Below are 21,669 nucleotides of genomic sequence, written 5' to 3' on the forward strand. Positions count from 1 at the left end.
TTACTTCTCCACTTTTGGTGTATTAACACCCGGTAGGTCAATGCCTTGGAACACTTTGATTACTGCGCTATCGTCTTCTTGACCAAAGCCAGCATTACTCGCACTTAAAAACATATTCAGTGCTGCACTTGATAGTGGAAGCGGGAATTTTAGGTCTTGAGCGGTATCCGATACCAAGTTCAAGTCTTTTACGAAGATATCGACCATAGATTTTGGAGAGTAATCACCATCAACAACGTGCTTCATACGATTCTCGAACATCCACGAGTTACCCGCTGCGTTAGTCACAACGTCGTACATCAGATCTAGAGGGATATTCGCGCGAGCTGCTAATGCCATTGCTTCAGCGCCTGCAGCAATGTGAACACCTGCAAGTAATTGGTGGATGATCTTTACAGTCGCACCAAGGCCAATAGCTTCACCGATGTTGTAAACTTTTGCCGCCGTCGCATCGAGTACAGGAGCCAATGCCTCGAATGTAGTAATCGCACCTGAAGCCATGATAGTCATTTCACCTGCTTCTGCTTTTACTGCACCACCTGAAACAGGTGCGTCAAGCATCACAAGATCATGTTCAGCAAGCTGAGCTTCGATTTGTTTCGCGTCTTCTGCTGAGATCGTTGCCGAGACCATAACTGGCGTGTTAGGTCTTAGTGCCGCCGCAAGACCAGTCTTAAACAGTACCGTGTTAACTTGAGCAGCATTCACAACGAGTACCAAAACAGAATCAAGTTTGTCTGCAAACTCAACCGCATTCGTCGATACCGCTTTTGCACCATATTCACCCAAGGTTTCAAGCGCTTGCGGATTCAAATCGAAACCATATACATCAAGCCCTGCACGCACACATGACTTAGCTGCGCCCATGCCCATTGAACCTAAACCGATAACACCAACAGATTGAACTTCACTCATAACAAGATGCCTTTCACGTAATTATTGAATTTTAAATTTGTTAACTATTGTTTATGTTTGTGATTATATGTGAAGCAACCGAATGCGACTTAGTGATAAGTCACACTTTTAACAAAAGTTAACACACATGGGTGATTTACCCCTTTCGAGGCATTAGATAATGGTAATTTCCGCAACAATCACAGTTCTTATTGCTATATCACAACAGATATTCACAGATATTCACAAAACAACGAAAGGTTGATAGGATAATGAAAAATAAGAACATAGAAGAAGAATCATGATTCCAGCAGAACGTCAGAGAACCATTTTGTCACTATTATCACATCAAGAAGTGATCAGTATTTCTGAGCTTGTTGAGCACCTAGAGGTGTCTCATATGACCATTCGTCGAGATATCGTAAAGCTAGAGACATCAGGGAAAGTGATTTCAGTTTCGGGTGGCGTTCAGCTGACTAAAGCACTTCACAGTGAATTGTCACACGACATCAAGGTAGAACAGCAAGCAAACGAAAAAGCTCAAATAGGTCAACTAGCTGCTCAATTAGTTCCTGAGTATTCGACTATCTACTTAGACGCCGGAACCACCTCTTTGGAGATCGCCCACCAACTTGCAGGGCGAGATGATCTGCTTATCATCACCAATGACTTCGCGATTGCCGCGTACCTAATGAACAGTACACAATCTGAGATTTACCATACTGGTGGTAAGATTGACCGTGAAAATCAATCGAGTATTGGGGGCAAAGTAGCGGAGTTCTTAGCAGGGATGAATATTGATATTGCGTTTATCTCTTCTTCATCTTGGAATCTAAAAGGGCTCTCGACACCTTGTGAAAATAAGGTATTAGTCAAACAAGCCATTGTTCAAGCAGCTCATTCAAACTATCTGATTTCAGACTCAACCAAATACGGGCGCATCGCTACTTTCCACGCCTTAGATTTAAGTGCGCTTGATGGCGTGATCACCGATATTGATCTTTCGAGTAGTGTGATTGATGAGCTTCAAGATAAAGGTATTAAGGTCATTAACTCGTAACTGTTCCCCCCTTCAGCTTCAGGCTCACCAATCAAACATTCAGAGCCTGAATACCAAAACTCCAAAACCATCTATTTATCCACTCGATAAAAATAATTCTTACAATTAAGTTTCTATATTCATTAATAATATTATCAGCGGACGGCATAATGGGCACAAATCCCTTCAGCGAGTCTGGTTATGTTCTACAAGTACCTTTTGCCATTGGCTTTACCGCTTACTTTTGTGTTTCCCACCCATGCTGAAACGTTTGATGAGCGAATGGCGCGCATCGAACAAGAGAATGTACTGGCGAAATCCATGAGTGAAGAACAAGTCGAATTGATACAAAAAGTCGTACAGACCAACCACTGCGCTAAAGTGGCGTTAACCCACCATCAACGCATTTTAGGCCAATATAAGGTTGAAACGTCCTCTTCAGAGTTATTTGTAAAATGGCGTCAACTCGGTAAGCAGTTAGACGCTCAATACGAAACGGATTACCCCGGCTACCCTAAGCACGCTTTTCAGGAGCACCTTGCGGCTTCAAGCAAAGTCGATGGTTACCTTTTTGCTTTAATCGACAATGGATTAAACGAGCAATTGTGGATCGCCAAAGAGTTTAAGCAGTGTAAAAAGAATAAGCTGATATCCCGAACCTAAGCTCTAGTCTGCTCTGGTTCGAGAGTGCTCATTCGCATTGGTTTTAATAAAGTAAGAACAGCCCTTCATAACCGCCAATTTCTATTTCACTCACATAGTCACCAACGTTACCGTTAGCATCAACAGGTTTCATTGGAACATCCAACGCAATGGTGAGTTTTGACGTTTCATAAAAGCTCGGATTCTTACCGTGGAAATCCGTACGATACAACACACGACCATTGTTGAACTCTCTCGCTAACACCATGTCCTCAGGACCACCAGCGACCACCTGATTTTCAGATTGATACATAAAGTACGTAAACGTCGGTAGAACGTGAGTCATACCATTGGGTAGATCAGCATGCACCATTTCGTTCATCGAGGAGTCGCCAACGATGGTGTAGTCAGCGGGCTGAGGTGTCGTTGTCGATAGCATCAAAGGGATCGGCTCAAAGCCTTGTAGAATTTGATGACTCGGCTCTCCCAAATCAACGGCCAATAACGAACTTGGTTGATAGGCGATGTTTTTAGGGACACCACTTTGCCAGAAAGTATCTGCAGTCGTGTTACCACTTCCATAGACGTAACCATTGTTCCACTGATTGAAATAGCTATGTTGAGCATGTCGATTGAGGTGGTAGATCGCTAGGGTCGAGTATTGGTCTTGCTTCCAGTTCTCTTCACTATTTCCAAGATACTGAACTCGCCCATAACGCGTTGTCGCCTGAAAAATAACACTTTGTCCATTGTAGGCGAGCGCAGAATTATCCCAGAATTTAGAGATTCCCGAATAACCACTAAACCCAGTAGATGGAAAAATGTAGTGCTCTCGTAAATACAGAGATCCCGCCTCGCTAAGATGAGACTGTCCATTTCGACCCAGCAAGTTCGCGGTTCCGATGTTCAACCCAATCGACGCATCACTTTCTAAAGCAGATAGATTTTTCAGAAACGCTGAAAACTGCTTTTTGTAGAGATCATCCGCTTGATTCGAACCCGCAACGGATCCTAACTCTTGAACATGCCCGCCAGAATGAACATAGAATTGGTTTGAACCAATGAGTTTATTTGTGTCGTCGTTGTACGTACCATTCAAACCTTGGCTTGTCCAGCTTTGCTTGTAGTAGCGATGAATGGCAGATAGATAATCCGTGTTTGCGACGTTCGTTAACGACCAAGATGAATTAGCGCTCCACATTCGACCAAATGGCACCACTCTTGATTCCCAACGAAAACGCGCTGTCGCGTTCTTATTGGTTCGATTTCGATACTCGCTCGGCGACAAGTAGTTATCGCCATCTAGGTCTGCAGACACATCAAAACCGCGGATTTTGCGCCATTGGCTGATAGCATCGCCACCCGGTGTTGTGCTCGGGGCATCGGTTAATTTGACGGTTGGAAAACTGTTTTTGAGTTCTACTTCTTTTAAACGCGGCCTGTCGTCAGCGTTCTCACTTTGCCAACGAACTCTCACAGCGTATAAGCGCCCACCATCTCTCAAAAAGGTTGAACCAAAATACTGGCCGCCACCATAACTCGCACCGCTCCCATCATGAGTTGTCGCTCTCACCCAATCATTAGGTAGGTTCCAAATCACAGACTGGTTTTTGGTCATATTGAGGGTTCTGTCTTTCTTAATATCAAGCCTTTCCCACCGAGACACCATTCCGCGAGAATCAATAACCGTTGGGTATTCAATCCAGAGTTCTCCGCTGCCAGCAAACTGTGAGAAATTGAAGGTCAGCCGTTCGAACTGCTCGGCATGATAGACGTACAAAGCCCCGCCCTGTTCAAAATTCTCAAACACATCGGCATCCCATGGAGGCTCTTGATACAGCCAAAATCCAGCATGATCTTCACCTGAGGTATAACCGACGATCATGGGCTTACGATTTAGTAGAGTGTTTTCACCGTGAGTATTATCAACTTCGGCAATGACAGTATCTTCAGAAAAGTGTAGGAAATAATCTTCGAAATTGAGGCCTTCTACCTCAGCTTGGTTACGGAGATCGTTCTCCAGCCAACCCGAGTTCATCGCCATGACTTGGTTGTACATATAACCAATTGTCGTAGCCCGCTCATTGTCGGCTTTGTCGGCATAGGCACCGAAGACAATATCACTGTTGGTAATTTCCCAATCAATGACAGCATTCGCAGATAGTGGGGAGCCCGAAAGATCAACACCAGCTTCATGTTGCCCTGGCAGCACAACTGCTATACCAACAGCAAAAGCGTAGCCAGCGATTAAACATGACGGTATGAATGCGAGCAGCCCAGAAGTGTAGGTTTTCATGAATCATATTTCCTAATCGATACTGTCATGCCTTAAATCACAAGACGAAAAGTCAGCCAACTTACGTGTCAATTTAGGAATCAAAATACGAAAAAAGTATCGACTACATTGCTGAATTGTTCAAGTGCTCGTCTGTCTTGTTTCATCGGTGGTAAGGAAAACGAGAAAATGTCGATTAAAAATCAAGATATTAAGGAAAAGATAAATTTTTGTGATTTTAATTTTATTTGGAAACCAAGTATCTCCGGCTAACGAAAAATCAGCTCAGATTTTCTCAAAATGAGAATAAAGCAGTTTGGAAGACAGAAGATTATCAGAACTTAAAGCTCAGAACGGGCTGAGATTTACTGCATCTAATCTCAGTTCCAATGCCACTCTATTGAAACTCAATTGGGATAGGTTAGTCTCGGAAGCTATATAGGAACAATGACGATAGAGAGTGGTAAATAAAGCAATGTACGTTGACTATCATAAGCGGCTGATTCCGGTTGTCCGCTATTTAGAGAAACACTTTAACGAGCCACTCAACCTAATCGAAGTCGCGGCGTTAGCCAACTTTTCACCCTACCATTTTCATCGCACTTTTAAAGCCGTTCAAGGCGAGACGCTTGCTGATTTCATCAGGCGACTGAGGCTTGAATCCGCAGCTGATGATCTTTTCAAATCCAAGCAACCAGTCCTGAATATCGCACTGGAATATGGTTTCTCGTCCTCGCAAAGCTTGGCCAAAGCATTCAAACAGCACTTTGGAGTAACTCCTACGGCATTTCGTGATTGTGGAGACTACCAAGCGTTTTCTGAGTTGACGCGAAGTAGCAAGATTGGACACACGTTGCGCAAGAATGGAAACGCAGCAACCGCAAGCAATTCATATACTGACTCCGAACCAACAACATGGAGTAGGACAATGAAAACACAACAATTCGAACCGTCAAAACTAGCGTATGTACGAGTGACAGGCCCCTATGGACAAGGGTATGAAGAGCCAAGCGGTCGTCTTTATCAATGGGCAGAAATTAAAGGGTTATCAGGCAATACCTGCATGTTCATTTATCATGACAATCCAGAAATCACACCGACAGATAAGTGCCGAACAGACATTTGTTTAATGGTCCCTGAAGATGTGGAAGTACCCAGCGGTATCGAACTGAAGGACTTTCCCGGCGGGCAATATGCGGTGATGAGACAAACGATTACCGAAATCGGCCAATATGCCAAAGCGTGGGATGATTTAATGAGTAACGTCATTGAGTCCGGTATTGAAACAGACGATCGACCTTGTTTTGAGCTTTACCACAGCTACGACCCGCAAACTCAACATTCAGACGTTAGCTTCTGTACTGCAATCAAGTAACGACAATGAAAGCCTACCTCGCGTAGGCTTTCATTTCTCTGGATCGCTTACCAAATAGCACGACCAATAAAGCGCCTTAAAGCCGTTTGTTCCACTTCCCTTGATGGTCGCGGTCGCAATTTTCTTGTGTATCGTAACTGACGTGCTTATCGATATTCTTCAATGTAATCCCAACCTGACTAAACGCCTTTTGGGTAATAATAGAGACCTCCTGCTGCCCTCCTCCCTCTATGAAGTTAGCTCTATCTTGATTGGTGTCGAATACGCAGACGATTTTCAAACTTTGCGGGAATGAAGAGAAATTGACCGTATGAGTCACCCAAAGAAAACCATCGTAGCTTTTCAACGTATCTTCACACACGTCCGTTAACACGTCTCTGATTTGATTTTCGATCTTCTTATCTGATTTGCGCATGAAGCAAAGTTCCTATTTAACACCTTAAAAAATAAGGTTTTTCGGTCAATATTGTCTTAACCGACATTGGACACTGTGGATGTTTCAAATGCAAAGTATTTATACTTACCTGATAAATTCCACAATGTGGGACTCTTGTTTCACAAAGTGGAATGTTGATAGTTATCACATTATCAATAGCAAACTACCGCTATATTTCTCTCATACAACGAGAGGCGGTTTTATGAGCAAGTTACAAGGTAATCAAGCATTGGTAAAAGCAATCGCGGTCATCGACTCGATCGCTGAAGGTAATCGACAACTGAAAGATGTGTGCGAACATTTAGAATTGCCAAAATCGACCGTGCACCGAATCATCCAAGGCTTGATAGAGGCTCGTTACATCCGCGAAGTAAAAGGAATTGGGCTGGTATTAGGAACCAAAATGATTCAGCTTGGTATCCGAGCTCAACAAGATATGCCTCTTAAAGAGATTGCGAAGCCTTTTATACGCGAGCTTGCTGCACGAACTAAAGATACTGTCCATCTAGGCATCAAAGATGAAGACCAAATCTTCTACCTAGATAAGATCCCAGGTGAGCGTGCGATTCAGTTACGTTCACAAGTGGGAGATCGACTACCAATGTCCGCAACGGGGATTGGAAAAGCGCTAATGATTGATATGCCAAAGATGGAATGGATTCGACTTATTTCATCGCAAACTAATCACGACGTTGAGTCGATGCTAAAAAGAATGAATGAATATTCTAAGCATGACTATAGCTATGACTTAGAAGATAACGAAGACCTTGTACGTTGCGTTGCTGTACCAATAAGAAATAAATATAACAATATTATTGCAGCTATATCAGTAACCAGCATTAAAGAATACATGTCTGACGAAAGAATGACGGAATTAATTCCTGTTATTACTGAATATTGTCAGAAAATATCCAAGCAACTTAATTAACCCTACAGGTGTATGTAACGTACACTTTATATAAATAATAAATTAATCAGGTACGACTATGTCTAGAACCGGAAAAATTCTAGCCATTGGTGGGGTGTTTGTCGCCTCAATCATTGGTGCAGCTATTGCTACAAATTCTCAAGGAAATAACCAATCGAGTATTGCAGCAGGTGAATCTCAAGTTCAAACATTACGTTTCAGCATGAGCTCTAATAACAAACACCCTATCTATGATGGTGCTGCTAAGTTTAAAGAAATTGTTGAGAAATTTACTGAACTGAAGGTGGATATATACCCTTCAGCGCAATTAGGTGATGACCGTGCGGCGATTGAAATGCTCCAATTAGGAACACTTGACGTATCTATTCCATCGACGGGTCCACTGGCTAACTTCTACCCTGAATACAATGTGTTCGACCTTCCCTTTATGATCACCAGTGAAGATGTCGCAGATAAAGTGCTACGCAGCAAATTTGGTGACGACATGCTGAAAAGATTAGAGTCAAAAGGCTTAGTCGGCCTGGATTTCTGGGAAAATGGCTTCCGTCATGTAACTAATTCACGTCGTGCTGTGAAATCGATTGAAGATGTGAAAGGCCTAAAAATCCGTACTATGGAGAGCCCACTTCACCTAGACGCATGGAAAGCGATGGGCGCAACCCCAACGCCAATGGCTTTCAACGAACTGTTCACAGCACTACAGCAAGGCACAGTTGATGGGCAAGAAAACCCATACCCGAATATCGCACTGAACAACTTGTTCGAAGTACAAGAAACCTTATCAAACACAGGCCATGTATACACGCCATTGGCTTTAATTGTTAGCCAAGCGACATGGAACAAGCTAAGCCGTCACGATCAAAGAGTTCTGCGCCAAGCCGCTATTGATGCTGGCGATTACGAGCGTCAAGTTAACCGTCGCGTCAATCTTGAAAGCTTGGATGTTATTAAACAAAACATGGAAGTTGTCACACTGACACCTGAAGCTCTGGTTGGTTTCCAAGAAGCGACTAAGCCCGTTATTGAGAAATACACACCAATCATTGGCAAAGATGTTGTCTCCGCTTTCCAAGAACAAATTAAAAAAGCTGAAAACGAATTAGCCGCTCAGTAACTTAAGCCATCACTTAACATTTAGACCATTACATTATTAATACTGACTATTTTAATGAATAACCCTCAATAACTATCATTAATAAATAATAAACAAGTAATAGGTCTAAGTAATAAGTGAACAAGGAACCTTATTATGTTGAATTGGTTAGATAAGTATTTTGAAAATACGATAGCCGTAATACTGCTCGTTATTATGACGGCGGCAATATTCTTACAAGTAGTATCCAGAACATTCGATTATTCAATTGCTTGGACTGAAGAGTTAGCTCGCTATTGTTTCATTTGGTTAGTTTATATCGGTATCAGCTTTGCTGTCGCGAAAAAGAGCCACATAAAAATAGAAGCCATAGGAATGTTAATTGATGAGAAAGAAAAAAAGTACCTAAGCCTATTTTCGGACTTCGTCTTCTTAGCATTCTCTGTTGTTATTTTATTTAAATCAACGCAGATGGTGGCGAACCTATATTACCTAGGTCAAACATCACCAGCACTTGGATTGCCAATGTGGATCGTTTATCTAGCAGGCCCAGTAGGCTTTGCACTTACATCAATCAGGTTGATTCAACAGATGGTATCCACCACTGATGACATCAAAACAGCGAAATAGGAGGTAATCATGTCAGTATTTATTTTGTTTGCGACTTTCGCACTACTCGTTATTGCCTCTGTGCCCATTGCTATCTCATTGGGTATGGCAACGCTACTCACCATTATTTCAACCGGCACCTTAAGCGTTGATTTTCTTGTGAGTACCTTAATCACCTCTGTCGATTCTTTCCCAATTATGGCAGTACCATTTTTCATCCTAGCGGGTGACATCATGGGCAGCGGCGGTATCTCGCAACGTTTGGTGAACTTTGCTAACTCATTAGTGAAAAACATCACGGGTGGCTTCGCGATTGCTTCAATCATTACATGTATGTTCTTCGCTGCTATCTCGGGATCAGGCCCAGCTACAGTAGCAGCGGTTGGCGGCATCATGATTCCAGCGATGATCAAGTACGGCTACGACAAGGGCTTTGCAACCGCGGTTGTCACAGCGGCAGGTGCGATTGGTGTCATGATTCCACCAAGCATCCCAATGGTGATGTATGGCGTATCTGCAGGCGTATCAATTGGCGACTTATTCATTGCAGGCATCATCCCAGGCATCTTGGTATCGCTTTGTTTGATGGCTTGGGCATACATCTACTCTAAGAAAAAAGGCTACAAAGGTTCAGACGAACCGTTTAGCTGGAAAGAGGTGTGGGCTCAATTTAAACACGCTCAACTCGCACTGCTTATCCCAGTAATCATTCTTGGTGGTATCTACGGCGGTATTTTCACCCCAACAGAAGCAAGTGTAGTAGCGGTGGTTTATGGCCTTATTGTGAGCCTATTCGCCTACAAAGAAATTACCTTTACAGACTTACCAAAAATCTTCACTAAATCGGTGATTACTTCCGTGATTGTGTTGTTGATTGTGGGTACTGCGACTGCTTTTGGTAAGTACTTAGCACTTGAGCAAATTCCAACACAAATTGCTAACGCGATGCTTGAGTTCTCTGATAGCAAGGTGATCTTCATTATCTTGATGGTAGCACTACTGCTGGTTGTCGGCTGTTTCATGGAAACCGTTGCGGCAATCATTATTCTGACGCCAATCTTGGTTCCAGTGGCCATGCTATTCGGTTTCAACCCAGTACACACCGGCATCATCATGGTGGTGACATTGGCTATCGGGTTTATCACTCCTCCTCTGGGTCTAAACTTATTTGTTGGCTCGAGCGTTTCAGGGGTCTCTGTTGAGAAACTTTCTAAAGCCATTATCCCGTTCTTCCTAGCCATGATGTTCGCGTTAACGCTGATTGTATTTATTCCTCAGATATCTCTGATTCTGATTTAAGTAAGGTATTTATTGTGAAAATTATTGATGTCATTCCACACGCAATCTCAGTTCCACTAGAGACGCCATTTTACTTCGCACAAGGCTGGGTTCATAACCGTAGCTCAATGATCATCGAAATCGTTACTGATGAAGGGATTGTTGGTTTTGGTGAAGCTCTGTGTCACGGCCTACAGAGCCCACACATTGCGGCGGCATTTATTGAACATACCTTTAAGCCGCTACTGCTCGGACGCAGCCCGTTCGACGTGGAAGTGCTTTGGGAAGAGATGTATAACGTGACTCGCCCATATGGTCAAGGTGGTTCTGCGGTGAACGCAATCAGCGGTGTTGATATTGCACTGTGGGATGTCATTGGTAAGGCTCTCAATAAACCAATTCACTCACTGATCGGCGGTGCTTTCCGCAAGGAAGTCACCCCGTACGCAACTGGCTTCTATCGTGTCGCAGGCTCGAAATATCCAGAAGCAGCTATTGAGGAAGCACATCGCTATGTCGAAGGTGGCTTTGAAGCGTTCAAACTCAAAATTGGATTTGGCGTAGATGAAGACATCGCCTTCATTCGTTCAATTCGTGAAGCCGTTGGTAATGATGTGAAGATCATGGCTGATGCTAATGGGGCGTACAACGCGGCAGCAGCACGTCGCATCATCAAAGAAACAGAAGAGTTCAACCTGTACTTCTTGGAGGAGCTGTTAGCTCCAGAAGACATTGCTGGCTATCAAGAAATCAAGAACCTTTCTAAAACTTATATCGCCGCAGGTGAGCAACTGTTCGGGAAAATGGGCTACCGCCCTTGGCTTGAACAGAGAGCGTTAGACGTGATTCAACCTGATCTATGTTCTTCAGGAGGTATCACGGAATGTAAGAAGATTGCAGCAATGGCACAAGCAAACCACACCATGATGATTCCACACGTGTGGGGTTCTGGTATTGGTATTGCGGCCTCTTTGCAGTTTATTGCTTCACTTCCAAGTTCACCACTATCACTCAACCCTATCGAGCCCATGCTTGAGTTTGACCAGTCTTCACACCCATTCCGCAAAGATCTCATTTGCGATGGCATCAAGATGGAAAACGGCAAGGTACAAATCTCTACCAAACCGGGCATCGGTGTCGATGTGAATACCGACATCATCAAGCAATACAAGGTTTACTAAATAAACAGAGTTAGCTAGACCCAAACGTTAACGGTTCGACAAAGTAAACCGATAAAAAGTACATCAACTAAACCTAAAACTGCGCGCCTTAGGGCGCGTCTGTGAGCTGTAATTATGAATCAAAAAAACAAAATCAGTTGGCTAATTCTGGATTGGGGAACGACAAACTTTCGTGCCTTTGCCATGGATGAACAAGGACAGGTCGTTGATAAAACAGAACGCAAAATGGGGCTGCTTCAGGTTGAAGATGGTGCCTTTGCAACCGAGCTTGAATCATTGCTGAGTGAGTGGCTTGGCGAATACAAACACTTCCCAATTTATATGGCAGGTATGGTTGGTTCTGCACAGGGCTGGGTCAACGTCCCTTATGTTTCCACGCCAACTAATGTGCAGTCCTTGGCTCAAAACACCCATCAATTCAACCTCCCTTGGGGGGCAACAGCCACCATCATTCCGGGTGTCAGCCATTGTGATGAACATGGCCACTACGACGTCATGCGTGGTGAAGAAGTTCAGTTGTTTGGACTTCTTGAGTTAGCAGGTAAGCCGACGCTTGAAGCAGCCTTTCCGGGTACTCACAGCAAACACGCAAATATTGAAGCGGGTAAGTTAGTCTCGTTTTCAACCTACATGACTGGCGAACTTTTTTCTGCACTGTCGACACAGACAATCCTAGGGCGTGGCTTACCTAAACAAGTCAGCTCTAATGCTGCTTTTGTTAAAGGGGTAGAGGAAAGCTCGAACCCGTCAATCACTAATCAACTCTTCAAAGCCAGAACGCATCGTTTATTCGGCAATCTAGAAGAGAGTGAGGTGTTTGATTACTTATCAGGGCTGTTAATCGGCAACGAAGTACGAGAACTGCATCAAGAGAGCATCTACTTGGTGGGTGGAAAAAACCTATCAGAACGCTATGACCAAGCCTGTCGTCAGCTAAATAAAACAACCGAATACGTGAATGGCGATGACACTTTCATCGCTGGAATGTTAAAAATTAAAGAGGCAATGAATAATGACAAATAAAGACTTTAACCTAAGTGATCACTTACCACTCGTTGCCATTATCCGTGGTGTAGAACCAGCAGATTGTATTCGTGTGACGCAGATTTTGATTGAGGAAGGCTTCTCAATGATTGAAGTGCCATTGAACTCACCAGATGCATTGACCAGCATTAAAATGCTAGTCGAACATTTCGGTGATCAATACTTAATTGGCGCGGGTACCGTTACCACACCAGAAAAAGCACAAGCTGTGATTGAGACGGGTGCAAACTTAGTCGTAACACCGAACTTCAACGAACAGGTCGTGAAAATGTCAGCGGCTGCAGGTTGCGTCAGCTTCCCTGGTGTTGTTACGCCAACAGAGGCGTTCGCTGCGCTTGCTGCTGGTGCGACGGGGTTAAAACTATTCCCAGTTTCAGTGCTTGGCCTTGATGGCTTTAAAGCGTTGAATTCCGTGCTGCCTCCCGAAGCAATCTGCTTACCTGTAGGAGGAATCAACCCTGCCATCGAGAGCATGAAACCATACTTAGACATCGGTGCGAAAGGCTTTGGTTTAGGGGCGTCACTTTACAAGCCTGGCTTATCTGACGACGAGATTCGCGCCAATGCAAAGGCATTCAATACTGCCTTCAAAGCTTCTGTAGCTTAAGTAAGCTCGCCCAAAAAGTAAGCAGAACCAACAATACGGCTCATATTTGTCTATGTGATTTTGGTATCAAGTCATACAGAACAATATGAGTCGTATTTCTTTTACTAAGAAACTAGCTCGCCGCTTGTTCCCAATCAGTCAGTAACTTCATGATTACGCGAGAGTCTTGATGAGTTGCCATTGGCGCAGCAAGTTGTGTGTCACCTCGCTCAACCGCTTGGCGAACATTACGCACTTGATAATGGAAACCATCGCCTTGCGCTTCGACTTTCACTTCACGTTTCGATGTTTCGTAGATCTCAACCGTGAATGTGTTGTCTTCGGTCGGCAGCCATGGATTGGTGTCGAGCGTGATGCAACCTTTGCTACCTAGAATCGTGAAGCCATGCTTTAAGCCGTGGTCTTCCGCGGTGTGGATTTGCGCGTTAAAACGGTCGTTGAAACGCATCACTGCCGATGATTCACAGATATTGCCATCTTGGCCTCGTCGACCTATTGCTGAAATCTGCACATCATTGAATACGCTCTCGCCAAATTGCTGCTGCGCAACAGAATGAATCAGGGACATTGGGTAACAACCTAAGTTGTACAACGCGCCTTTGCTCGCAGGGTTAACGAACTGGTCAATCGCAGCAACGTATGAACCCTGAATTGAGCGCACTTCGCCAATCTCACCTGTCGCTAATTCTTGATGAAGCTTAGCGATAAGCGGGTGATTTAGATACATCAAACCTTCTGCGAAGAACACGCCAGATACTTTTACCGCTCGCAGAGCTTGCTCGGTTTTTTCCATATCAACCGATAACGATTTTTCACACAGGATCGCTTTGCCTTTTTGAGCCGCTTTAATCACGTATTCGTGGTGAACGTGATTTGGTAGAGCGATGTAGATGATGTCGACCGACTCATCTTCAATCAAAGCTTCATAGCTGTTGAAGGTCAATGTTGGTTGGTACTGCGCCGCAAACTCATTGAGTATTTTCTCTGTGCGTCCAGCTACGGCATACAGTTCACTTTGAGCATCGCCTTTAATCGCATCCGCCATTACACCTGATATAAAGCTGGTTCCTAGGATTCCCCATTTCATGGTTTATTTCTCCTACTTCTGAGTTTCGAACGCTTGAACCAACTCGGTAATGTCACGCTCAATAAACGCTTGAGTGTGAGGCATTCCAAAGTGCTGATTGATCGCTTCACGGTTCTCGTATTGTTCCAACAAGATCACGCGATCACTTTGGTTTTGATCATAGGTTGCTATTGCTTGTAGGCAGCCCGGTTCACTCTGCATGTCTAAGCAAAACTGTTCGATGGCTTCTACTGCAGCATCACGTTCAATGTTCGTTTTTATCTTAAGTTCGGCAGTAACAAAGATGGTTTCATTCATTTGAGACATTTCACGCTCTTATTTTAATTAATTATCGGTTTGCCATTAATATAATTAACCCCTAATAATTGATAAACTCACCTTTTGTTTATTATTTATCAACTGAGAGTGTTTAATGGATAAGTTAACCAGTATGAAGGTCTTCGTTTACGTGGTCGAGCAAGGCAGCTTTCGTAGCGCCGCAAATCACTTCAACCTGTCAGCGACCATGATAAGTAAACATGTCCATTCCTTAGAAACCGGTTTGAATTCTCAACTGATCCACCGCACCACGCGCAAGCAATCATTAACCGATTCAGGGCAGCTTTACTATCGAGAATGTAAGCGAATTCTCGAAGATATCAGCAATGCCGAAAACCTCATTCAAACCTTAGAAAATCAACCTCAAGGCACAGTAAAAATTAACTGCCCAGTCACTTATGGGAACAAGGTGATTGCCCCTATTGTGGCTAAGTTCCTCGCACATCACCCAACCATAAACGTCGAGCTGATGTTGAATAATGACCTTGTTGATCCTTACTCATCCGACATTGATTTGATGGTGCGAATTGGTGACCTATCCGATTCAAGTTTGGTCGCAAGATATTTAGGGGACTATGAGATGTGTTATTGCGCCGCTCCCGATTACCTTAACCAACATGCTGAAATCAAAGTATTAGAAGACTTGGCACAGCACCCATCGCTTGGGTTCGGTTACAGCAGCCAAGCCCCTCACGCCACATCGAATAAAGAACGTGTTCGCTTGATGTCGAATAATGGTAATGTGTTGCGATATGCCGCCCTACAAGGTGTGGGCGTGTTGTTGCAACCGACTATCTTGGTATCAGAAGAGATTGATCGTGGTGCACTATTGGAAATCCTACCCGGCATGGCACCGTTACCCAAGCCTATTCACTTACTCTACAAAACCAAGCAACTGTCGTTGAAGAACCGAACCTTTGTTGAGTTTTTATTAGCCTCTCTTTCCAAGTAACTAAGCGCTGACTAATTCAAAAAAGGCTTTTAAGTAATGAAGGATTTCCGGAACAACAAAGACCGCTAGACCGTTTGCCAATGGCTCATCAAGCGCTTGCCAACATCAGAAGGTGTGGTGTTATGGACGATCATCTCATCACATTGGTTGAACACCATGAAGTGTTTTATCTCATCGCATAAAGCATGAACCAGCGACTCATGGTTTTTAATTCGCTCTTCCACAACCAAGTTACGGATATTGAGCAAACCACTCTTCCTATCAACTTTACAATCCATTCGTGCCACCAGCTCACCTTGCCACAAAATCGGTAAGCTAAAATAACCAAACTGACGCTTAGCTTCAGGTACATAACACTCAAGAAGGTAGTCAAAGTTGAACAATGATTGCATTCGCTTTCGTTGAATCAACAGGTTATCAAACGGAGACAGTATCTTTAACTTGGTTCTAGAAAGAGGTTGATTCAACAGCTCAAAAGCATCCGGCAGGACATAATAGTTCGAGCCTTGAATATCCACTTTCAGCACCTGCTTGTCTTCAAGCATCTGTTGGAGTGTTTTCTGAACCAGAGACTTAGTGTTCTTGAGCAGGTAGCTTATTTCCGATGCTATTCCAACTCCGTTAGCCTCTAAATAACGTGTTATCAGATGCTCTATGTACTCTTGTTCAGTTGGCTCAGAGGTATCAATTCCGCTCGGCAAAACTCGCTCGGTGAGGTCATAAACCTTATGGAAGTTCACTCGGCTCGGCACCATTAAGTCACCTTGCATAAACAAAGTTTCTAGTGCCTGTTTGGCAGGTTTACCGCCCCATCCGCTGGGGTTTGGTCTATCCCCCTCAAAGTCTTTCGCCATTAATGGCCCTTCGTTCTCAATACGTTTGAGAACATGCGCCATCAGTGCATCATCCTTTTTATACCAATGCTTAAGCTTCCCGCTCGCAAAACCATTCTTGCGATGCAGGCTGAATCGGTAGTCACGCATGGGTAAATACGCGGCGGCATGCGACCAATACTCAAACACTTCTCGACGATCTAACAACTTATCAAGATGATTCAGTTGGTAGTCTTGATTACGATTCCACAGCGTATGATGGTGAGCTCGCTGAATCACAGAGATAGTATCAATTTGCACATACCCAAGGTTTTCAATCGCAGACAGCGTGTTCGCCAAAGCGCCGCCATTGCGTTGCTTCTTTGGGGACAGCTTCTTAGGCGGCAGCTTTTGCGAAAGCAATACAATTTTTTGCGCTTGAGCGAGTGACAATGATTCCATGTAATTCAGACTCTAATTGATACCAATAATTGGCTTATGATTCAGCAATAAGTTCTTGAAGAATTTGCTTGTACGTTTCGACCGTCTGCGCACCCGTCACTGCACTCTTTCGGTTGAATACCACGGTAGGAACCGCTGAGATTCCCATGCGTTGCCATTCAAACTCTTGCGCTTCAATTTGCTTCAAGTTATCGATGTTCTTTAGGCACTTCAGTGCCTTCGTTGAGTCTAAGCCAACCACTTCAAGTTCTTGCGCGATAACCTCAAGATCAGACAGATCTTTCTGCTCTGAAAAGTGCGCCGTGAAAAAGCGTAGCTTTAACTCAGTCTGTTTACCGTGTGCTAGAGCAAAATCAAGCAGTACATGCAGGTGACGTGAATTCACCATTCTCATGCTGTCATAGAAATTGAAATCGAAACCAACCGCTTTGCCACGCGCCGCAAGCTGTTCGCGTGAACTTTGACTCTCTTCTGCGCTAGAGCCGTATTTTCTCATGATATGGTCACGCAGGTTTTCACCTTCTTGCGGCATATCCGGATTCAACTCAAACGGCTGCCATTCAAGTTCAATTTGCTCCGCTAAGCCAAGTTCAACAATAGCTTGCTCTAGGTTTTTGTAACCGACCACGCACCACGGGCACATTACGTCAGAAATAATATCAAGTTGAAGTTTCTTGCTCATCGTCATTCCAAATGTCGTTGATAAGGCGCATCCAATACAACTGAATACCCGTCTTTCTAATCAGACTACAACAAGATGAACACTCGTTCAAATTTAACTCGATGCACCAGTAGCCAACAAAAAAGCCAACTCATCTTCACGAGTTGGCTTTGATAAAAATCGGATTGAGCTTAACCGCGTTACGCTAGCAGTTTCTCAAGCACTTGAAACACACCTGCATCGACGTTACTTGGCGCACCAAAACGAGCGATCTCTTTTAACTTAGGGTGTGCGTTTTCCATTGCGTAAGAGTGGTAGCTCTCTTTAAGCATTTCCAAGTCATTGAGGTAGTCACCAAAACTCATGGTCTGCTCGTAAGTGAAGCCTAATGTGTTTTGTAGGTGCTTAATCGCCGCACCTTTTGACGCTTCAGCGTTCATCACATCTAACCAAATTTTTGCACTTACCACCACTTGGTAGTTCTCACCGAATTTGGCATCAATAGTTGGGTTCACTTTCTCTTGTGAACCGTCAAAGTGACAGATAGCTACCTTGATGAAATCGTCTTCTACCGCCAGTAAGTCTTCTACTTGCTCACGGCGATGGTAGTACTTAGAGATTTCCGCTAAAGCACGCTCATCTTTGGTTTCGATGTATGCTGACTTCTTACCACATAACACCACATGTGCGCCTTCAATAGCACGCGCTTCTTTGATGATATCTTTGATGGCATCGGTATCAAGCAAGCAGCTGTAGAGTTCTTGGCCTTTGTGCATGACCAACGTGCCGTTTTCAGCAACGAACATCATGCGATCTTTTAGCGGAGCAAACGTCTCCATCAGACTGTAATACTGACGACCCGATGCCGCAGCAAAGATGATGTCTTGAGCTTCTAGTCGTTCGTAAAGATTGAAAAATTCAGGGTCTAACTTTCCGTGCTCATTAAGCAGAGTGCCGTCCATATCAGCAGCGATAAATTTGATGTTCTGTTGTGGCATTTCAGGGCTTACCTATAAGTAAAGATTAAAGTGTAAATTATGATTTTTCGTTATCTTGTGTAACGGTACTGCGCTCGATTATATCGCTAGAGTAGCCAGTGAATGCAATGCTTTTCGGTAGGCTTGTCTGTTTGAGTCTGACTTTGAATCAAGCTGACCAAATTCACCTCTTACAATAAGTCCTTCGATAAAAGTCATAACCGATTCACTGCGTAATTCGAGTATTGCAGTGTCTACTTCTTCATTACCTCTTACCACATCACGAATGCTGTTTTTGAGCCAAACCTTGTGCTGTCGCGAGAGCATCGTAATGTCATCTTCCGACTCTTTAAATTCGGCTAGCGCGTGCATGAACATGCAGCCTTTGAAGTCAGGTTGTTCAAACCACGCAAGATGCCAATCTAACAGCGCATCCAGTTGGTTTTGTAATCCAGAAGTTGATAATAGCGCCGCTTCTAAACTCGACTCGAAACGCTGATGACGCCTTTCTAACACAGCTTCAATCAGCTTGGTTTTCGAGCCAAAATGGCGGTACATAGATGTTTTGGAAACCGCCGCTTCGTCTCGGATCATATCCACCCCAACAGCGGTATAACCAAACTGATTAAACAACGACTCTGCTACATCCAGAATCAAATCTTTTTTACTCATCGTTCATCAACCTCAAATCGCTCTGAAATCGTAGAGCTCAATTTATCATTGCAAGAAGTGTACAGATCTGTATCATCCAAATCAAATGGTACAGATCTGCACACTTAATATAAAAGAGATAACGAAGAGGAAACGATTATGATCAACAAACTATCTGGTGGTGGAGCCCTTCCTCCGAAAGCAAGCATTAGCCAGCTTATTAAAGGTTTTATTGGCGGTACGCTGGGCATCTTGACCTTGTGTCTATTAGCCGAAAGTTCTGGGTTCCCGTGGTTAATGGCTCCATTTGGTGCGACGTGCGTACTGCTGTTTGCGGTGCCAACATCGCCGTTAGCTCAACCTAGAAACGTCATTGCGGGACACTTTATTTCAGCTGCTGTGGGCTTAATCGCGTTATATGGCTTTGGGGATTCTTATTTGACTATGGCTATCGCTGTCGGCTCATCCATCATGCTAATGCAATACTGTCGAGCGGTTCACCCACCCGCTGGCGCCAATCCGATTGTGATAGCTTTGGCAGGTACCGCACATGTGGATTGGATGTTCTTATTCACTCCCGTATTAGTAGGCAGCATCGCTTTGGTTGGTATTGGTGCGCTATTGAATAACAGCTATTCAGAACAAAAGTGGCCGTTATACTGGTTTGGTTCATCCAAGTCTTAGTCCATTGAATTTCAATGATAAATATGGATTTTGACATCAAATTTAGAAGCAAATTGAAAGATCACATTGACCCTTATATAAAATGGGCTTACTATTAATCGTCTTTTAACGATTATGGAAAGCGAAACATCAATATGAACGAAACTTGCCCTACAACTGGTGGCTGTGCTCTGCCAATCGGACATGGTGATGCCGAAGCTGAAACACAAATGGCAACTCTAGCGAAAGCGCTCGCTCACCCAGCAAGAGTTCGTATATTGAGTATCCTTTCAACGTTAGAAAAATCGGGGGGCTGTTTGAACAGTGACTTGGTTAGCGAATTAGGTTTAGCTCAGTCAACCGTATCAGAGCACCTAAGAATCTTGAAAACCTCAGGCTTCATCACTGCTGAATCAATACCACCGAAGATGTGCTACCGAATTAATCGAGATAATATTCAGCAATTTGAGTCGCTGATAGACACCATATTAAAATAGATTAACCACGCTTAGTTTGTCGAACACAATAAACTAAGCGTATTTTTTGCCTTTAAATATCGCTTTTCGACGATTAACGATAACAACCAAAGAGATAATATAATGAAACCAAAATTAGGTTTTCTCGATCGCTACTTAACGCTGTGGATCTTCATCGCCATGGGCATTGGTGTACTGCTTGGCACCTTGTTTCCACAAATCGAACAGTGGAACGAATCAATGTCTGTTGGCACAACCAACATTCCACTGGCAATTGGCCTTATCTTAATGATGTACCCACCTCTGGCTAAGGTTAACTACAACCTGCTAGGCACCGTGGTAAAAGATAAGAAAGCGATCAAACTATCTTTGATCATGAACTGGTTTGTCGGCCCAATTCTGATGTTTGTGTTGGCGCTAACATTCTTAGGCGACCACCCAGGTTACATGGTCGGTGTGATTCTGATTGGTCTTGCTCGTTGTGTGGCAATGGTTCTGGTTTGGAACGACATCGGCGGTGGTAACAAAGAATACGGTGCGGCATTAGTTGCTCTAAACAGTGCATTCCAAGTGGTGAGCTACAGCTTTATGGCGTGGCTATTCATCAGCGTTCTTCCACCAGTATTTGGTTACGAAGGCATGATGGTTGATATCTCAATGATCGATATTGCACACAGTGTTCTTATCTACCTAGGTATACCATTCCTAGCGGGCTTCTTAAGCCGTAAGATCCTAGTGTCGATGAAAGGCGAGCAGTGGTACAACGATGTGTTCATTCCACGTATCTCACCAATCACACTGATTGCTCTACTGGCGACTATCGTGCTGATGTTCAGCCTAAAAGGCGAGATGATTGTTGAACTGCCAATGGACGTATTGTTGATTGCTGTTCCACTGACTATCTACTTCACAGCGATGTTCTTCATCAGCTTCTTCATTGGCAAGAAGATGGGCATTGAGTACGACAAGAACGCATCAATCGCATTCACAGCGACAGGCAACAACTTCGAGCTAGCGATTGCCGTTGCTATCTCAGTATTCGGTATCAATTCAGACCAAGCGTTTGCAGGCGTTATTGGGCCACTGATTGAAGTACCTGTGCTGATTTACCTCGTGAACGTTGCACTTAAGATGAAAGGCAAATACTACAACGGTCTAACAGTGAAATCTGCGAACTAGAAAATCGAGTATCGCTTTAAACAGAAAGGC

The 21,669-nt window shown here is 43.9% G+C and carries 23 protein-coding genes; 14 read left to right on the forward strand and 9 right to left on the reverse strand.

The features are described 5' to 3' along the window. Entirely contained in the window at nt 1-915 is a 915-nt protein-coding gene (gene ltnD / locus CWO13_RS02225; protein WP_108019600.1) for an L-threonate dehydrogenase, read from the reverse strand. A gap of 280 nt (nt 916-1,195) precedes the next feature. On the opposite strand from ltnD, the gene CWO13_RS02230 reads away from it, so the two are divergent. Together CWO13_RS02230 and CWO13_RS02235 are read left to right on the forward strand one after the other, a co-directional pair. After that, nucleotides 1,196-1,954, forward strand: coding sequence for a DeoR/GlpR family DNA-binding transcription regulator (locus CWO13_RS02230; RefSeq protein ID WP_102479567.1), 759 nt, complete (start codon nt 1,196-1,198; stop codon nt 1,952-1,954). Between the two features lie 180 nt (nt 1,955-2,134). Then, complete coding sequence (locus tag CWO13_RS02235; protein WP_108019602.1) at nt 2,135-2,596, forward strand: hypothetical protein; 462 nt, start codon at nt 2,135-2,137, stop codon at nt 2,594-2,596. Nucleotides 2,597-2,639: 43 nt separating this feature from the next. Here CWO13_RS02235 and CWO13_RS02240 read toward each other — a convergent pair whose 3' ends face one another. Beyond that, nucleotides 2,640-4,871, reverse strand: coding sequence for a hypothetical protein (locus CWO13_RS02240; protein WP_108082456.1), 2,232 nt, complete (start codon nt 4,869-4,871; stop codon nt 2,640-2,642). Nucleotides 4,872-5,325: 454 nt separating this feature from the next. Between CWO13_RS02240 and CWO13_RS02245 the strand changes: the two genes are divergently transcribed. Next, nucleotides 5,326-6,225 (forward strand): AraC family transcriptional regulator, encoded by a 900-nt coding sequence (locus tag CWO13_RS02245; protein WP_108082457.1) that lies wholly within the window; start codon nt 5,326-5,328, stop codon nt 6,223-6,225. A gap of 76 nt (nt 6,226-6,301) precedes the next feature. Here the strand turns inward: CWO13_RS02245 and CWO13_RS02250 are convergent, their stop codons facing one another. Next, nucleotides 6,302-6,640, reverse strand: a complete 339-nt coding sequence (locus tag CWO13_RS02250; protein WP_108082458.1) for a Fis family transcriptional regulator — start codon at nt 6,638-6,640, stop codon at nt 6,302-6,304. 223 nt (nt 6,641-6,863) lie between these two features. On the opposite strand from CWO13_RS02250, the gene CWO13_RS02255 reads away from it, so the two are divergent. The 7 genes from CWO13_RS02255 (at nt 6,864) to CWO13_RS02285 (ending at nt 13,401) form a co-directional block, all read left to right on the forward strand. After that, the gene (locus tag CWO13_RS02255) at nt 6,864-7,589 is read left to right on the forward strand and encodes an IclR family transcriptional regulator (protein WP_057623547.1); all 726 of its coding nucleotides are present in this window, start codon (nt 6,864-6,866) and stop codon (nt 7,587-7,589) included. 58 nt (nt 7,590-7,647) lie between these two features. After that, nucleotides 7,648-8,703, forward strand: coding sequence for a TRAP transporter substrate-binding protein (locus tag CWO13_RS02260; RefSeq protein ID WP_057623545.1), 1,056 nt, complete (start codon nt 7,648-7,650; stop codon nt 8,701-8,703). 135 nt (nt 8,704-8,838) lie between these two features. After that, complete coding sequence (locus CWO13_RS02265; RefSeq protein ID WP_108082460.1) at nt 8,839-9,312, forward strand: TRAP transporter small permease; 474 nt, start codon at nt 8,839-8,841, stop codon at nt 9,310-9,312. Nucleotides 9,313-9,321: 9 nt separating this feature from the next. Continuing rightward, nucleotides 9,322-10,590: a TRAP transporter large permease gene (locus CWO13_RS02270; protein ID WP_102431557.1), complete on the forward strand. Its 1,269-nt coding sequence runs from the start codon at nt 9,322-9,324 to the stop codon at nt 10,588-10,590. A 14-nt stretch (nt 10,591-10,604) separates the two neighbouring features. Beyond that, on the forward strand, nt 10,605-11,750 hold the full coding sequence (locus CWO13_RS02275; RefSeq protein WP_108082461.1) for a mandelate racemase/muconate lactonizing enzyme family protein: 1,146 nt from the start codon (nt 10,605-10,607) through the stop codon (nt 11,748-11,750). A gap of 114 nt (nt 11,751-11,864) precedes the next feature. Beyond that, nucleotides 11,865-12,773, forward strand: coding sequence for a 2-dehydro-3-deoxygalactonokinase (locus CWO13_RS02280; protein ID WP_108082462.1), 909 nt, complete (start codon nt 11,865-11,867; stop codon nt 12,771-12,773). Then, nucleotides 12,763-13,401, forward strand: a complete 639-nt coding sequence (locus CWO13_RS02285) for a 2-dehydro-3-deoxy-6-phosphogalactonate aldolase (protein WP_057623535.1) — start codon at nt 12,763-12,765, stop codon at nt 13,399-13,401. Before CWO13_RS02280 ends, CWO13_RS02285 begins: the two co-directional genes overlap by 11 nt. A 112-nt stretch (nt 13,402-13,513) precedes the next feature. Here CWO13_RS02285 and CWO13_RS02290 read toward each other — a convergent pair whose 3' ends face one another. Further along, the gene (locus tag CWO13_RS02290; RefSeq protein WP_108082463.1) at nt 13,514-14,488 is read right to left on the reverse strand and encodes a Gfo/Idh/MocA family protein; all 975 of its coding nucleotides are present in this window, start codon (nt 14,486-14,488) and stop codon (nt 13,514-13,516) included. A 12-nt stretch (nt 14,489-14,500) separates the two neighbouring features. Then, nucleotides 14,501-14,794 carry a putative quinol monooxygenase gene (locus CWO13_RS02295; protein WP_108019609.1) on the reverse strand — a complete coding sequence of 98 codons (294 nt, stop codon included), beginning with the start codon at nt 14,792-14,794 and terminating at the stop codon, nt 14,501-14,503. A gap of 106 nt (nt 14,795-14,900) precedes the next feature. On the opposite strand from CWO13_RS02295, the gene CWO13_RS02300 reads away from it, so the two are divergent. Beyond that, nucleotides 14,901-15,758, forward strand: a complete 858-nt coding sequence (locus tag CWO13_RS02300; protein WP_108082464.1) for a LysR substrate-binding domain-containing protein — start codon at nt 14,901-14,903, stop codon at nt 15,756-15,758. Between the two features lie 65 nt (nt 15,759-15,823). Here CWO13_RS02300 and CWO13_RS02305 read toward each other — a convergent pair whose 3' ends face one another. The 4 genes from CWO13_RS02305 to CWO13_RS02320 form a co-directional block, all read right to left on the reverse strand. Beyond that, entirely contained in the window at nt 15,824-17,032 is a 1,209-nt protein-coding gene (locus CWO13_RS02305; RefSeq protein ID WP_108082465.1) for a winged helix-turn-helix domain-containing protein, read from the reverse strand. A 34-nt stretch (nt 17,033-17,066) separates the two neighbouring features. Further along, on the reverse strand, nt 17,067-17,714 hold the full coding sequence (locus CWO13_RS02310) for a DsbA family oxidoreductase (protein WP_102478796.1): 648 nt from the start codon (nt 17,712-17,714) through the stop codon (nt 17,067-17,069). Nucleotides 17,715-17,893: 179 nt separating this feature from the next. Beyond that, nucleotides 17,894-18,691, reverse strand: a complete 798-nt coding sequence (locus CWO13_RS02315; protein ID WP_102431551.1) for a Cof-type HAD-IIB family hydrolase — start codon at nt 18,689-18,691, stop codon at nt 17,894-17,896. A 78-nt stretch (nt 18,692-18,769) separates the two neighbouring features. Then, nucleotides 18,770-19,342 carry a TetR/AcrR family transcriptional regulator gene (locus CWO13_RS02320; protein ID WP_108082466.1) on the reverse strand — a complete coding sequence of 191 codons (573 nt, stop codon included), beginning with the start codon at nt 19,340-19,342 and terminating at the stop codon, nt 18,770-18,772. 138 nt (nt 19,343-19,480) lie between these two features. Here CWO13_RS02320 and CWO13_RS02325 point away from each other — a divergent pair, with 138 nt between their 5' ends. The 3 genes from CWO13_RS02325 to arsB all read left to right on the forward strand — a co-directional run bounded on the left by CWO13_RS02325 (nt 19,481) and on the right by arsB (nt 21,639). Then, nucleotides 19,481-20,005, forward strand: a complete 525-nt coding sequence (locus tag CWO13_RS02325) for an HPP family protein (protein WP_108082467.1) — start codon at nt 19,481-19,483, stop codon at nt 20,003-20,005. Between the two features lie 134 nt (nt 20,006-20,139). Beyond that, nucleotides 20,140-20,481 (forward strand): ArsR/SmtB family transcription factor, encoded by a 342-nt coding sequence (locus CWO13_RS02330; RefSeq protein ID WP_108082468.1) that lies wholly within the window; start codon nt 20,140-20,142, stop codon nt 20,479-20,481. Nucleotides 20,482-20,583: 102 nt separating this feature from the next. Continuing rightward, complete coding sequence (gene arsB / locus CWO13_RS02335; RefSeq protein ID WP_102478792.1) at nt 20,584-21,639, forward strand: ACR3 family arsenite efflux transporter; 1,056 nt, start codon at nt 20,584-20,586, stop codon at nt 21,637-21,639. The last annotated feature ends 30 nt before the right edge of the window (nt 21,640-21,669 follow it).

The sequence above is a fragment of the Vibrio sp. ZF 223 genome, assembly GCF_003050585.1.
Taxonomy (GTDB): Bacteria; Pseudomonadota; Gammaproteobacteria; order Enterobacterales; family Vibrionaceae; genus Vibrio; species Vibrio crassostreae.

Bases quoted from the DNA above. Each gene is read 5' to 3' on its own strand.
- ltnD (WP_108019600.1), bottom strand. From the start codon at position 915: ATGAGTGAAGTTCAATCTGTTGGTGTTATCGGTTTAGGTTCAATGGGC.
- CWO13_RS02230 (WP_102479567.1), top strand. From the start codon at position 1,196: ATGATTCCAGCAGAACGTCAGAGAACCATTTTGTCACTATTATCACAT.
- CWO13_RS02235 (WP_108019602.1), top strand. From the start codon at position 2,135: ATGTTCTACAAGTACCTTTTGCCATTGGCTTTACCGCTTACTTTTGTG.
- CWO13_RS02240 (WP_108082456.1), bottom strand. From the start codon at position 4,871: ATGAAAACCTACACTTCTGGGCTGCTCGCATTCATACCGTCATGTTTA.
- CWO13_RS02245 (WP_108082457.1), top strand. From the start codon at position 5,326: ATGTACGTTGACTATCATAAGCGGCTGATTCCGGTTGTCCGCTATTTA.
- CWO13_RS02250 (WP_108082458.1), bottom strand. From the start codon at position 6,640: ATGCGCAAATCAGATAAGAAGATCGAAAATCAAATCAGAGACGTGTTA.
- CWO13_RS02255 (WP_057623547.1), top strand. From the start codon at position 6,864: ATGAGCAAGTTACAAGGTAATCAAGCATTGGTAAAAGCAATCGCGGTC.
- CWO13_RS02260 (WP_057623545.1), top strand. From the start codon at position 7,648: ATGTCTAGAACCGGAAAAATTCTAGCCATTGGTGGGGTGTTTGTCGCC.
- CWO13_RS02265 (WP_108082460.1), top strand. From the start codon at position 8,839: ATGTTGAATTGGTTAGATAAGTATTTTGAAAATACGATAGCCGTAATA.
- CWO13_RS02270 (WP_102431557.1), top strand. From the start codon at position 9,322: ATGTCAGTATTTATTTTGTTTGCGACTTTCGCACTACTCGTTATTGCC.
- CWO13_RS02280 (WP_108082462.1), top strand. From the start codon at position 11,865: ATGAATCAAAAAAACAAAATCAGTTGGCTAATTCTGGATTGGGGAACG.
- CWO13_RS02285 (WP_057623535.1), top strand. From the start codon at position 12,763: ATGACAAATAAAGACTTTAACCTAAGTGATCACTTACCACTCGTTGCC.
- CWO13_RS02290 (WP_108082463.1), bottom strand. From the start codon at position 14,488: ATGAAATGGGGAATCCTAGGAACCAGCTTTATATCAGGTGTAATGGCG.
- CWO13_RS02295 (WP_108019609.1), bottom strand. From the start codon at position 14,794: ATGTCTCAAATGAATGAAACCATCTTTGTTACTGCCGAACTTAAGATA.
- CWO13_RS02300 (WP_108082464.1), top strand. From the start codon at position 14,901: ATGGATAAGTTAACCAGTATGAAGGTCTTCGTTTACGTGGTCGAGCAA.
- CWO13_RS02305 (WP_108082465.1), bottom strand. From the start codon at position 17,032: ATGGAATCATTGTCACTCGCTCAAGCGCAAAAAATTGTATTGCTTTCG.
- CWO13_RS02310 (WP_102478796.1), bottom strand. From the start codon at position 17,714: ATGAGCAAGAAACTTCAACTTGATATTATTTCTGACGTAATGTGCCCG.
- CWO13_RS02315 (WP_102431551.1), bottom strand. From the start codon at position 18,691: ATGCCACAACAGAACATCAAATTTATCGCTGCTGATATGGACGGCACT.
- CWO13_RS02320 (WP_108082466.1), bottom strand. From the start codon at position 19,342: ATGAGTAAAAAAGATTTGATTCTGGATGTAGCAGAGTCGTTGTTTAAT.
- CWO13_RS02325 (WP_108082467.1), top strand. From the start codon at position 19,481: ATGATCAACAAACTATCTGGTGGTGGAGCCCTTCCTCCGAAAGCAAGC.
- CWO13_RS02330 (WP_108082468.1), top strand. From the start codon at position 20,140: ATGAACGAAACTTGCCCTACAACTGGTGGCTGTGCTCTGCCAATCGGA.
- arsB (WP_102478792.1), top strand. From the start codon at position 20,584: ATGAAACCAAAATTAGGTTTTCTCGATCGCTACTTAACGCTGTGGATC.